Here is a 13,039-nt window from a genome sequence, read left to right as displayed (position 1 = left end):
GTTTAAATAAGGGGATTGAACTAAAGGAAACAGGTAATTTGATTGGAACTCCGTTTCTAGAACACAGAAGGGTCAGTTTAAGCTCTACACTGCAGATATATTGGGGTAAACGGGCAACTAACTTAAACAAATGAGGTGTGATATGAAAGTAGTTATTAAACTATTTATAGGATTGATTTTTACTTGTACACTAACAGGGTGTTTTGCAGAAGATTATGATGTTGGAGTTCCAACTGCCCACTTGAATTTTGATATTTCATCTGTTCAATTAAGAGAAGCAAATATTAGTTGGGATACAGCAAGTGAAGATGTGCAAAAAAAAGTAGAAGATATTGAAAAATACGCATCATCACTGGATGAAATCAAGGTTTTTTCAGATCAAAAAGTGTCTTTGGAGTTTAAAGAGAACGATAAAAATGGTGGAGATATTTGGACTGACCCAAATATAACAGTTGCTCTATTAAAAGATAAAAAAGATACGGAACTTGCATTGGATGACTCTGGGGAATTTACATTTCCTAGTGACAAAGGGAAATATGTTTTAAAAGTTGAATTTATTAATTCAGCGGGTAGTGCTCAATATGTAGGGAACGTTGTAATTGAATAAGTTGCATAAACAAAAAAATAGGTGCATTAAATTGGATTTTAAATTACACATCACCAAAACGCTCGGAATAAAATCGGAGCGTTTAGTTTTGTTTAAATATTAGTAAGTTGTTAGGTTTGTGTAGTGTTTTACTTAAATTAGGGGGATCTTTGATCCAGTTAGATTATGGTTCTGCCTTGTTCTGGTGCTAACTCGGCAGGTTAGTTTAACAAGCATTCCGAAAGTATTATGGTGCTTTAAGAAAAAATGATTTTTGGGAGGGGTTGGGAGAAGAAAGAAAATGAAAAAATTATTGTTAAATCCCTTTTTAATAAAGATGAATAACAAAGAGTTTTATTTAACCATTAGGGCTTTAAGTGGTAAATGTTCTTCTAGTCCTGGTCATACTAGCATTCCGAATAAGATATAATCGACTTCCGAATTTAGTGGTAACCATCGCAACTTGACAAGGTGCCTCCAAGTCCATACTTTTGCCAGCCAGAAAACCAGATGGAAAAGATATCTGGCTTGCTAGCTAGGCTAGCATAACCGCCTCTCCTAGTATTGTTGCTAGTATGAATCTCTTATACTAATTAGCAGTATGCCCTGATTTGGTGATTAGTCGACTGGACCTTATTTTTTGTCCAGTTATGTGTAGCTCATTCAACACATGTAATAAAATGGAATTATTTTGCTAGTACATCTTGATATTCTTCTTTACTTTCAAGAACACTTTTTGCGTAAGGACATACAGGAATAATATATAAGTTTTCATCTCTTGCATATTCAACTATCTTGTTTACTAATTCTTTGCCTAATCCACGGCCATTATGTCCCTCGTATACAACTGTATGGTTTACAATAATTAAATTTTGTCCATTTACATCTTTTCCACTTGGGATAAATTGAATTCTTGCAATAATTTCATTAGATTCCTCAATATAGAATTCATTCTTGTCCATTTTAATTTCAGTCATTTCCTCATTCTCCTAACTTTTTAGTCCTGTTTATTTTTGTTCATAAGTAAGTGCTCTGCTTGGACAAAGATCAATCACTTCCATGATTTTTTCAGCTGTTGCATTCTGTGGTGATACCCAAGGTCTGTTCTGGGTATTGAATACACTTGGCAATCCCTTTACACATTCTGCTGCATGTTTGCAATTACTGGATTTCCAATATATTTTGATACCTTCAGTATCATAAGTTTTAATTTTTTCGCTCATAATATCCTCCTTCTGATAGTTCCATGGTAATAATTTTGAATTACTCTTAATTCTTACTCTAATTGATATTTCACAAATATGTATGATGGGTTTTTACCAGCAAAAGAGCTATTTAGTAGCAACATTATAAATTTTTGAAAAACAATATTAATTTAATAGTACTATATGTTAAGAGGAATCTCCAATTCGAGACTTGTTATTTAAAAATAAAATTATTGAAACATAGTGAAGTTATTTATAATCAGATTTTATTCCACAGAAATAAAAACAGTAAAGGTGCAGTATTCCTTTAATAAGTGGAAGCCTGCCTATTGAAGAAAAGTAGCTGGTTATTGGATGTGATTGAATATAATGAAATGTCTTTAAAAAGGATTATCTACTTCAAAAAATGTTTAATTTGATAAAAAGGAATTCTAGCAAAAACCAGAAGCCAAATTAAGATTTCTGGTTTTTAGTTTTATTATATCTTACTATGTCATATACAGCTCGAAGCGAAAAAATAAAAAGTATTAGTATCATAATACTAGAGGTTATCCCTGTTTTATAAGTAAGTAAAAAAACGAGTATTGCAGATAATATTAGGTTAGCAATTAAGTTTGTAAACTCTGATTTGAACATAGTTAACTTCCCCTTTATTCTTGTCTTTCTTGTATTCTATTAATTTGTAAATCATATAATAGGCGGTAGGTAATTTTATATGTTATTAAAACGAATTGCTTAGAATAAGGAAGAACCAATAAAATGAATTAAGTAACCGAGGTGCTTCCATATGACATATAACTAACAAACAAACTCTCTTCGAATAAACTTTCCAATCCTAAAAAATAAAAAATACCTCACTTATCAAACCTCCGTTATAATAAATATGAAGTCAATTACAGTATATACATTTAATACCGTTTTTACAAAAAAAACCATTTGACTAAGACTGAGAGATTATATAATACCAGGTTGTTATGTTAAATATAAGCTACCAATTATGAAAACTTATCTTCTTTCTAAAGGGGAGAAACCAAGGATGAAAAATGTTAATAATATTAGGGAAATTCTAAAAAGGTATTCCTATTTATATAGAGAAGAAATCCATTTTCTATCATAAGTATGTAGCAGATTCAGTATACTATTGGCAACTTCAATGTAATCTTGGTCGCTTTTTACAGATTCAAAATTAAATCATATACCGTCTTCTTCTAAAGATTCACTTCCTAGTCTAAACCGATCATTCGCCGATTCAGATGCCTGATAGAAATATAAAGGCTCCTAGCAACAATCCGCTTTTTACAAGACATGCAGAAGAAGGAGTTCTTAATGAGTTTGATGCTGCTGTTATTCAGAAGGGATTGAATCCAGAAGAAGTAACAGGTACATTAAGATTACATCAGTCTAATCCATCTGGTGTTTGTAGAAAATGCTATCAAGGATTAGCTAATGATAAAGTACCTGCTGGCATTTTAAAGCAATTAAGTCAGCGTTATCCTAATTTAACTATTATAGTTACATCTGAAACCAATGAAGCTGTTAAGGTTACAGGTAGGTTAGAATTAAATATTAGAAATGGAAAATACATAGAATAAAGATTTATAGGAGGGTATTATGGAAGAACATACATTTAGCCATTTAACAGATGAAGGAAAAGTACTCTTTTTTATTCTGCTATCAAAAGAAATTTTAAGTGACTTTTCACAGATTGAAGATAGACAGCTAGCACAAAATGCTCTTTCAAAAAGTTTGGAATGGGTAAAAAACAAAGAAGAAATTGGTTACGAACTTTATAATCTGTTGGATGATGAAGAGAATGGAATAACAATTATTCAAGAGATGTCCGAAAATGAGAACGATATTGCTGCATGGAATTGTATTATCGACACAGTTGCTTATACAAGTCGAAAAGCTATGGAAAAGGAGGGTGTAGAATACTTTCCAGAACCAATTGCCCTAGTGGATGATACTTTAGTGGAACATTTTATTAGTTCAATTGAACAAATTAAAGGTAATGCTACTCTCCTAATAAAGAAGACTTACGACCAACTTTTAACAAACTTAGATTAAGCGTAAAATAAATAATATAAATTTATATCTGTTTTTAGGGATGCCGATATCGTTGGATGTCGGCATTTTGAAATTACATACTTAAGAAAGATTCTAGCGAGAAACTAAACCAAGACTAAGAGAATAGATATATAGAAAAGCAAGTTATTATCATTCTTTGACTCTAATCGTATGTGTAACAGAAGTTAGTATACTGTTTATAAATCAAAAATATTAAATAAATTTTATACTCTCCCTTATATTAGGATAATTTTTGAAATGTAAAGTCCAAAATAAAAGTTATTTGGTTAAAACTTAAATATTAAACTTCTGCATATCTTAAGTAATTATGTAAAAAAATGTTAGATAAAGGGCTTGTCTTATTATTTTGAAATCTTTATATTTGTTAGAATATTGACATACGATCACTTACATAGGAGGACTATTTAATGAAAAAGGGAGTATTTATTTTTGCTACGTTGGTTTTAGTAGCTCTTGTTGTTTTTATATTTAACAAATTAATCAATACTGAAAAAATTGAATCAGAAGTTCAATTTGATTCGGAGGCAGAGGCATTAGAATATGCTAAAGATGAATCTCCATATATTGTTGACTTCATCAGTCAAACAAAATTAGTAGATAGTGAGAAAATGGTAATTTATAAATTTAAAAAAGATGAAGCGGTTGGTATAGGTACTGGAACTTTGGTATGGAAAAACAAAAAAGTTTCATGGTATAAAAATGGAAACGAGGTAATTATTAGCGATAAAAACAATAATACGAATATTATAGGGGATGTTGAATCTTATTCAGGAAAAAAATTCAAATTGTATGCTGGTATAACAAATTCAAAAAATATTAAAATTGAAACAGAAACAGATAGTGAAATCTCTCCCCATATTGATGATAACTCTGGTTTATATTATTTATTAGTTCCAAGCTTGAGACAAAAATAATTAAATATTGGTAATATTAGGATGCTTTAAGAGAGGATTGGTGTTAACTTTGAAAAAGTATACTATTATTTTATCAATTTTTATTTTAGGCATTTTTAGTTTTTCTCAAGGCATGCAGAAGAAATTCAGAAGGTTAATGTTAATGCTAAAGGTGTGGCAACATTTTACGATGAAGAATTAAAAGCAGAAATTTCACCTTTTAAAGTGACTGAATCTGGTCTTATTCCTGTTTTTGAAGAAGAATATAAAGAATCTACGAATATATCAGAAGTGGAAAACTTAGAAAATGAATTTATTGATAATAGTGAAAGTTCAGTTGCTAAACTAGTTACGACATTTATAGTAACCAAACAGTCACTCCTTACGCAGATATTGATTGGGTAACATGGAGATACAAAGAAAAATCAGCAACAAAATATTATGGCGATTCTATTAAAGTTTCTGCTAGCATTGACTGTAATACAAAAACTTGTAGAGTAGATAAACAATGGTCAGCAACAGTCTCTAAATCTTATAGTGCTAGTGCTAAAACAGAAGTTAAAGCTATTGACGTAGGAGCAAGTTTTACTTTAACTACAGCAAAATCAAGTTCTAGTATTCATTTACTGTTAATAAGGGCCAAGCTGGATATGTAGCTTTTAAGCCTTATAAAAGAAAATCTACAGGTACACTAAGTCAGGTTTCAGAAATGCGAGGAGTACTCAAGAGTAAATCAGCATATGCAAGGTCTGCTATTAAGTTAAAGTCTGGAGAATTTAGATAATTTAATGATTACTTCTCCAAGAATGCATCAAGTTATTTTGGATCCTGCATATCACTTTGGAAAGAAAGGGAATTAATTAAGGATGGTGGATAACATGGAAAATAAAATGTCAAAAGAAGAATTAGTTCAATTAGTAAATAAGATAATAAACCCATTACTTTCTGACGAAGAGGTAAATGAGTATATTGATATTCTTGAAAAGAATGTACCACACCCAGCACCGAGTGATTTAATTTTCTGGAGTGATAAAGAATTAACACCAGAAGAAATCGTAGATATTGCCCTAGCCTACAAAGAACAAGAAGACGAGTAAGGGGTTCTTGTCAATGTATATACATAAAAGAAAACACTCTAACTATGTGTTAGGATGTTTTTTATTAGAAGAGATAGTTTGGCTATCTTTTAAAAAGGAGAGAATGTAATGTTTAAAAAAGAAGTAATCCAGCTCTATAAATATAATGGATAGAGATGGATTAAAAGAAGAGTCTTTCATAATAAAATTATGTATCCGTCTATAAGAGTAGATTGTGTTCTTACAAATTCCCTTTTTTATATGAGTTATATGTTAGATGGATAGGGATGATACAATAATTTCAAAGTTATATTGTACATATAAGTTTATTGACAACGTTTTCTTTACGTGTTAAGCTTATATCAAAATTTAGGAGTGTTACTGATTCGATCAGGCATAACCAATTATAATTGTAATGGAAATATGAAACCTATCTATCCATGCGATTATAATTGGTTTTTTTTATTTTATTCATAAAGTAAGAGGGATTATCAATGAAACTAAAACAGGCATTTAATAACAACGTTGCTCTAGCTTTAGATAATAGTGGAAACGAAATCATCGTAATGGGAAAGGGGGTTGGTTTTAATAAGAAAAAATATGAAGAAATTAATCCTAAATTAGTTGATAAAGTATATTCTTTAGATTCTCCTGAGTCCAATCAGTTAACAAGTATTCTAAATAGTATTCCAGCCGATTATATCTTCTTAACAAATCAAATTATTCGTTTGGGCGAAGATATTTTACAAAAAAAGTTAAGTGATGCCTTTATTGTTACTTTGGCCGATCATTTAAACTTTGCCTTAGAAAGACATCAAGATAACCTATTAATAAAGAATCCACTTCATTGGGAAGTTAAGAATCTTTATAAGGAAGAATATGAAATAGGCGTTAAATCCCTTAATCTTATTAAGAGATTTACTAACATTTCATTGCCAGAGTATGAAGCGACGTCTATTGCCTTGCATTTTGTTAATGCGCAACATAAGAGTGAAGAAATGAAGGTTACTCTACAAATCACAGAAATTACTAATAAAATTCTTGATATTATTAGCTATCATTATCAAATGAAAATCCAAGAAGACTCAATTAATTATTCAAGGTTACTGACGCATTTACGTTACTTTATTTTAAGGCAATTAAATCATGATGAAAAAACCATGGAAGAAATTACGTCTCTATATAACATCATAAAAGAAAGATATCAAAACGCTTATATCTGTGTGAAGAAAATTGAAAAGTATTTAAACATCGAGTATAACTGGCATCTGTCCAACGATGAACTGGCATATTTAGCAATTCATATACATCGAATGACTTCAAGGAATGAAAAACAAAATTAGGGTGTTACTGTTAAATCAGGCATAACCTAAATATACTTCAGAACAAAATTTTGTTTTGAATTATATTTAGGTTTTTATTTTGTCTAGAAAAAAGAATAGGAGTAAACAAATGAGTCAGGAAAAATTGGCAAAAGATATTGTAAATAGAATTGGTGGCAAAGAAAACATAACAAGAGCTTGGCATTGTGTAACAAGGCTTCGTTTCCATGTCAAAGATGAAAGTAAAGTCGATGTGGAGGGAATTAGAGAGTTAACTGGAGCAATGGGGGCTCAATTTCAAAACGGTCAGTTCCAGGTGATTATTGGAAATAAGGTTATGGAAGTATTTAAAGAGGTAGAATCGTTAGTTGGAAGTAATAGTGAAAGTGGTGTTGATGAATCAAGTGCAAGCAAGAAAAAGCTTTTAGGTAGGTTCTTTGATATGATCTCGGGTGTATTCTCTCCTGTCATTCCAGCAATTGCTGGGGCTGGGATGATGAAAGGGATACTTGCTTTATTGCAAGTATTAGGATGGATATCAGTCGAAAGCGATGCGTATCAAGTTCTTACCATTATTTCTGATGCCGCATTTTATTTCCTTCCTTTCTTATTAGCAATATCAGCTGCTAAAAGATTTAAAGTGAGTGAATATTTAGCGGTAGCATTAGCGGGTGCATTACTGTACCCAACTATTACAGCTGGGGTATCCAGTGGAGAAGCAGGATTAAAGTTCTTAGGTATGTCTGTTCCTTTCATAGGCTATAGTGCCACTGTTATTCCAATTATTATTGCTGTTTGGGTTCTAAGCTATGTTTATAAAATAATAAATCGAGTTGTTCCTAATACAGTGAGAGTGGTATTAACACCAACACTTGTTTTCCTAATTATGATTCCTTTTACATTAATTGTTGCTGGTCCAATTGGATTTATAGTTGGCGATTATGTAGGAATTGCAGTTGCGTGGATTTATGAGCATGGAGGAGTATTTGCTGGGATTTTAATTGGTGGTTTAATGCCTGTGTTTGTAGTTACCGGAATGCATTATGGTTTTGCTCCTATTATTCTACAGAATATGGGTAAGTATGGTTATGATAATGCTATTTTGCCATTAAATATTGTAAACAGTTTAGCACAAGCAGGTGCAGCATTTGCAGTTTCATTTAGAACCAAAAATAAAAAGTTGAAATCTTTAGCAGTTTCTACTGGTGTTTCTGCATTATTAGGTGTTACAGAACCTGCTGTCTTTGGAGTGAATTTGAAACTGAAACGACCATTATATGCAACCATGATAGCTGGTGCAATAAGTGGAGGAATGGTTGTTTACTTTGGAGTAAAATGTTTCGGTTTTATCTTACAAGGTTTAGAGGCTTTCCCGGTTTATATTGATCCTGTTAGTCCTATGAATTTAGTGTATACCATTATTTCTATGATTGTTTCCTTCATTATTGCTTTTGTAATGACACTTATATTAGGGTTTGAAGATGTTCGAGCAGATGAGGAAGAAAGTACAGAGAAAACAAAAACAACTAGATTATCCCAAGATGGGGAAGAAATAGGTAGTCCATTAACAGGTAAAGTTTTGCCTCTTCAAGATGTACCAGATAAGACTTTTTCAGGTGAAATTTTGGGGAAAAGTATTGCAATTGATCCTTCAGCGAATACATTAGTTTCTCCCTTTGATGGTACAGTTGCAATGATTTATCCGACAAAGCATGCAATTGGTTTACGTTCTGAAAATGGTTTAGAAGTACTTATTCACATTGGCCTTGAAACAGTAAATTTAGAAGGCAAGTTCTTTGATGTAAAAGTAGAACAAGGTCAATATGTACAAAAGGGTCAAGAGCTTATTACCTTTGACCGAGTGGCAATCAGTAACGAAGGATACAATATGGTTACTTTAGTGATACTGACAAATAGTGATCAATATAGTTCCGTAGAGAAGTTGGATTTAGATTATCAAGAAATAAAGACAGAAGAACAACTATTTAATATTCAAAAATAAGAAGGAGTGTTTATTATGGCTAAAAGATTTCCAGAAGGGTTTTTATGGGGTGGAGCAACAGCTGCCAATCAATTAGAAGGCGGTTATAACTTAGGTGGAAAAGGTTTGTCAACAGCTGATATGATACCATTTATACCTAAGGAAGAGCGTGCTGGTGACAATGCAGTACATATTACATCTGAGCAGTTTGAGGAAGCATTTAAGGAAGACTCTAAAAAGCAATACCCGAAAAGATGGGGAGTGGATTTTTACCATCGCTATAAAGAAGATATTGCTTTGTTTGGAGAGATGGGTTTTAAAACATTCCGATTATCTATTTCTTGGGCACGTATTTTTCCAAACGGTGATGACTTACAGGCGAATGAAGAGGGACTACAATTTTATGATAATGTCTTTGACGAATTAGCAAAATATAATATTGAACCTCTTGTAACGCTATCACACTATGAAATGCCTGCTGCTCTTGTTAAGAAATATAATGGATGGATAGATAGAAAAGTAGTTAATATGTTTACGAAATACGCAGAAACAGTATTTAAGAGATATCGTAATAAAGTAAAATATTGGTTAACATTTAATGAAATCAATGCTATTGCTTTAGCTCCATATAATGGTGGAGGTTTAATAACAGACCGTTTTGAAAATATAGATCAGGCAATCTATCAAGCCCTACACCATCAATTTATTGCTAGTGCAATGGCTGTAAAGCTATGTAGGGAGATTAACCCCGATGCGAAAGTTGGGTGTATGCTTGCGAGACTGGAAACATATCCAGAAACATGTAATCCACAAGATGTGTTAAAAACGCTAAAACAAGAGCAGATGAATTTCTTTTATACAGATGTTCAAGTTCGTGGATATTATCCAAACTTTATCAAAGAATATTTTAAAGAGAACAATATTAATATAATTATGGAAGAAACGGATGAAGATCTTTTATTACAAAATAAAGTAGATTATATTTCCTTCAGTTACTATATGTCTTTAGTGGAAAGTGCCGGACCACATGGAGAAAGAGCTCCAGGTAATTTATTCTCTGGTTTAAAAAATCCATATCTTGAATCATCTGACTGGGGATGGCAAATTGATGCTGTAGGACTTCGTGTTACTTTGAATAAACTGTATGATAGATATCAGGTTCCGCTATTTGTAGTAGAGAATGGACTAGGTGCAATTGATACACCAGATGAAAATGGTTTGTTTCAGGATGATTATCGCATTAACTACCTAAGAGAGCATATTGTGCAAATGAGAGAAGCTATCTCAGATGGTGTGGAACTAATGGGTTATACTAGTTGGGGACCAATTGATATTATTAGTGTTTCAACTTCTGAGGTAAGCAAACGTTATGGTTTTATTCATGTCGATATAGATGATTACGGAAATGGAAGCTTCAAGAGAACAAAAAAGAAAAGTTTTGAATGGTATAAAGAAGTAATTAACTCGAATGGTCAAGTGTTGTAAAATAATAACAAGGTTATAATTAAAGTTTTGTTTTTTAAGGAGGAACTTCTATGAGTCAAGATAAAGTAGCTATTGTAACTGGTGGCGGTAGCGGGTTAGGTCAAGCGGTAGCATTAAAATTAGCAGATTCAGGTGTGTCTATTACGGTTGTGGACATTTCAGAAAGAGCAGGAAAAGAAACAGTAAGCTTAATTGAAGAAAAAGGAGCAAGAGCAATCTTTGTCCAAGCTGATGTAAGCAAGGCAGAGGATGTTAAAAAATATGTAGATAAAACAGTAGAAGAATTTGGCACAATTGATATGTTCTATAATAATGCAGGTATTTCCGGCCCAGGGGTAAAATTCGTGGATAATACTATTGAACAAATCCAACAAGTGGTTGGTATTAATCTATTAGGTGCATTATACGGAATTAAATATGTAACAGAAGTGATGCTTAAAAACGGTGGCGGTTCGATTGTTAATACTTCGTCTACTGCAGGAGTAGTAGGACAAGCTACTGTTGGTACGTATTCTGCGACAAAGCACGGCATTGTCGGTATTACTAAAACAATTGCTGCGGAATATGCAGAGCAAGGTATTCGCTGTAACGCTGTTGCACCTGGCACGATTGAAACACCTATGGTAAAAGAATACCGAGAAAAGAATCCTGAAAATGTTAAAGCGGTTGTAGAAGCCATCCCGCAGAAACGTCTTGGAAATCCTGAAGAAGTGGCAGAACTAGTTACTTTCTTGCTGGGGGATACAGCTAACTATATTAACGGAACAGTAGTATCTATAGACGGTGGCTTTACTTCCATTTAAATCCCTGAATACAAAAAAGCAATGGACTGATGCCATTGCTTTTTTTAATTACAAACAGAAAAGTTTTACTTGGCAATATAGAAAAGGAAAATATTATGTTGCTTTTGCTATAAATTATGTTCAAGAAAAAGGCCGCAAATTTCATTTGTGGCAATAGGTAGTAATAAAATTAAATTTGACAGCCTCGCTACACATACTTTGTATAAATCATTACTACTAAATCCTAATAATTATTAAGCCTCAAATCTATACTCCTAAGTTGTGATAATTTAAGTAATTATTAGCTCAGCCATAAACCGTACTGCAATCCGTCTTAATTAAAAAAGCGCTGAATAAATCAGCGCCATCTAGCCTATTTCTTAGGAATAAATCTATGCATTTTGTTTACTAAGATCTCGCTGTGCACCCATATAGCTTCCAATTACATTTTGATAGCCTGGGAGATTACTAGCAAGTAAATTCCCAAATCCTTCAACATCGTTGCGCCAATCACGTTGTAATTCGCATGCTACGCTAAACCAGTTCATAAGTTGCACGCCATTATGTGCCATACGGGTATTGGCTGCATCTGCAACTTGTTTGTTGAAAGTCCCTGAAGCATCAGTAACAGCAAATACTTCATATCCAGCATTAATAGCGGAAAGTGCTGGGAAAGCAACACAAACATCTGTAACTACGCCTGCGATGATAAGTTGTTTTTTGCCAGATTCTTCGATTGCCTTAACGAAATCATCATTATCCCATGCGTTAATTTGTCCAGGGCGTGCTATTTTTGGTGCGTTAGGAAACAGATCAACCAATTCCTGCATAAGAGGTCCATTAGGTCCGTTTTCAAAGCTTGTTGTTAAAATAACTGGTAATTCAAAGAACTCAGCAGTGCGAGCAAGAGCTAAAACATTATTTTTGAATTCATCAACACCATAGTCACGAACGAGTCCAGCCATCAGGCCAGTTTGGTGATCCACTAAAAGAACAACAGCATCATCCCTATTAATACGAGAATAAAGATCAGACATTATGTATTCCTCCTAAAAATTAGTAATCGATGAAAATGGTTCGTTTGTTAAATCGGTTTATAGCTAATTGATTATTGATAGTTGATAAATAAACTTATGAGTCGGAATCAATCTTTTCATGTATTTGCTTAATGCTGATACAATTTTAAAATAATTTCAAAATTGTACTCTGGACATACAATTAATGACTATGGACTTTTCAATAGCTGTCTAAAATGATGTTACTTGCTTCTAGTGCACTACCAACTTCTGTAATCCTCATTACTTCGGGAAAGTTTATTCATTTTCTAGCCAGATTGGATACATCCATCTGTGACAATAATTGGATTTTTAGAGTTTTGCGTAAACTACCATATTTGACGGCTATTGTTTAAGTCATAAAATTCCTCCTTTGTTAAAATCAATTTATGTTACCATATAATCCCAAGAGTCATTAAGCGGCTATATACCTAATTTTCAAACTAATAAGTGTCTCTTCAAAACTAGGATGGAAACAATTCTTGTTTCTTAGAAGGACAGGAAGATTATACAGCGAACTTATATAATAAGAAATTCATGTGCCAGAAAGTAGACTAGAAACGAGG

Annotated in this window: 13 protein-coding genes; 10 read left to right on the top strand and 3 right to left on the bottom strand. The window is 32.6% G+C overall.

The genetic code is table 11. The features are described 5' to 3' along the window. Window positions 1-142 precede the first annotated feature (142 nt). On the top strand, window positions 143-607 hold the full coding sequence (locus ACLIJJ_RS15195; protein WP_411411203.1) for a hypothetical protein: 465 nt from the start codon (window positions 143-145) through the stop codon (window positions 605-607). 665 nt (window positions 608-1,272) lie between these two features. Here ACLIJJ_RS15195 and ACLIJJ_RS15190 read toward each other — a convergent pair. Continuing rightward, a complete protein-coding gene (locus tag ACLIJJ_RS15190; protein WP_233314970.1) occupies window positions 1,273-1,563 on the bottom strand; it encodes a GNAT family N-acetyltransferase in 291 nt (96 codons plus the stop codon). Window positions 1,564-1,593: 30 nt separating this feature from the next. Next, window positions 1,594-1,809: a (4Fe-4S)-binding protein gene (locus ACLIJJ_RS15185; RefSeq protein ID WP_411411202.1), complete on the bottom strand. Its 216-nt coding sequence runs from the start codon at window positions 1,807-1,809 to the stop codon at window positions 1,594-1,596. A 1,235-nt stretch (window positions 1,810-3,044) separates the two neighbouring features. Between ACLIJJ_RS15185 and ACLIJJ_RS15180 the strand changes: the two genes are divergently transcribed. The 9 genes from ACLIJJ_RS15180 to ACLIJJ_RS15140 all read left to right on the top strand — a co-directional run bounded on the left by ACLIJJ_RS15180 (window position 3,045) and on the right by ACLIJJ_RS15140 (window position 11,439). Next, window positions 3,045-3,383: a hypothetical protein gene (locus tag ACLIJJ_RS15180; protein WP_411411201.1), complete on the top strand. Its 339-nt coding sequence runs from the start codon at window positions 3,045-3,047 to the stop codon at window positions 3,381-3,383. 19 nt (window positions 3,384-3,402) lie between these two features. Beyond that, a complete protein-coding gene (locus ACLIJJ_RS15175; protein ID WP_251647433.1) occupies window positions 3,403-3,858 on the top strand; it encodes an Imm6 family immunity protein in 456 nt (151 codons plus the stop codon). A 428-nt stretch (window positions 3,859-4,286) separates the two neighbouring features. After that, complete coding sequence (locus ACLIJJ_RS15170; protein ID WP_411411200.1) at window positions 4,287-4,793, top strand: hypothetical protein; 507 nt, start codon at window positions 4,287-4,289, stop codon at window positions 4,791-4,793. 153 nt (window positions 4,794-4,946) lie between these two features. Next, window positions 4,947-5,177: a hypothetical protein gene (locus ACLIJJ_RS15165; protein ID WP_411411199.1), complete on the top strand. Its 231-nt coding sequence runs from the start codon at window positions 4,947-4,949 to the stop codon at window positions 5,175-5,177. A gap of 473 nt (window positions 5,178-5,650) precedes the next feature. Continuing rightward, window positions 5,651-5,869, top strand: coding sequence for a bacteriocin immunity protein (locus tag ACLIJJ_RS15160; RefSeq protein WP_411411198.1), 219 nt, complete (start codon window positions 5,651-5,653; stop codon window positions 5,867-5,869). A 473-nt stretch (window positions 5,870-6,342) separates the two neighbouring features. Continuing rightward, window positions 6,343-7,191, top strand: coding sequence for a BglG family transcription antiterminator LicT (licT, locus tag ACLIJJ_RS15155; protein WP_233314977.1), 849 nt, complete (start codon window positions 6,343-6,345; stop codon window positions 7,189-7,191). 109 nt (window positions 7,192-7,300) lie between these two features. Further along, window positions 7,301-9,172, top strand: a complete 1,872-nt coding sequence (locus ACLIJJ_RS15150; RefSeq protein WP_411228875.1) for a beta-glucoside-specific PTS transporter subunit IIABC — start codon at window positions 7,301-7,303, stop codon at window positions 9,170-9,172. A 15-nt stretch (window positions 9,173-9,187) separates the two neighbouring features. Further along, entirely contained in the window at window positions 9,188-10,636 is a 1,449-nt protein-coding gene (locus ACLIJJ_RS15145) for a glycoside hydrolase family 1 protein (RefSeq protein ID WP_411228876.1), read from the top strand. A 50-nt stretch (window positions 10,637-10,686) separates the two neighbouring features. Next, the gene (locus ACLIJJ_RS15140; RefSeq protein WP_237943013.1) at window positions 10,687-11,439 is read left to right on the top strand and encodes an SDR family NAD(P)-dependent oxidoreductase; all 753 of its coding nucleotides are present in this window, start codon (window positions 10,687-10,689) and stop codon (window positions 11,437-11,439) included. Window positions 11,440-11,810: 371 nt separating this feature from the next. Here the strand turns inward: ACLIJJ_RS15140 and ycaC are convergent, their stop codons facing one another. Continuing rightward, window positions 11,811-12,455, bottom strand: a complete 645-nt coding sequence (gene ycaC / locus ACLIJJ_RS15135) for an isochorismate family cysteine hydrolase YcaC (RefSeq protein ID WP_233314981.1) — start codon at window positions 12,453-12,455, stop codon at window positions 11,811-11,813. Between the last annotated feature and the right edge of the window lie 584 nt (window positions 12,456-13,039).

It is taken from the genome of Niallia laureatilytica, from assembly GCF_046613985.1.
GTDB lineage: Bacteria > Bacillota > Bacilli > Bacillales > Cytobacillaceae > Niallia.
Note: the sequence above shows the minus strand (reverse complement) of the source record. Positions and strands in the feature narration are given on the sequence as shown.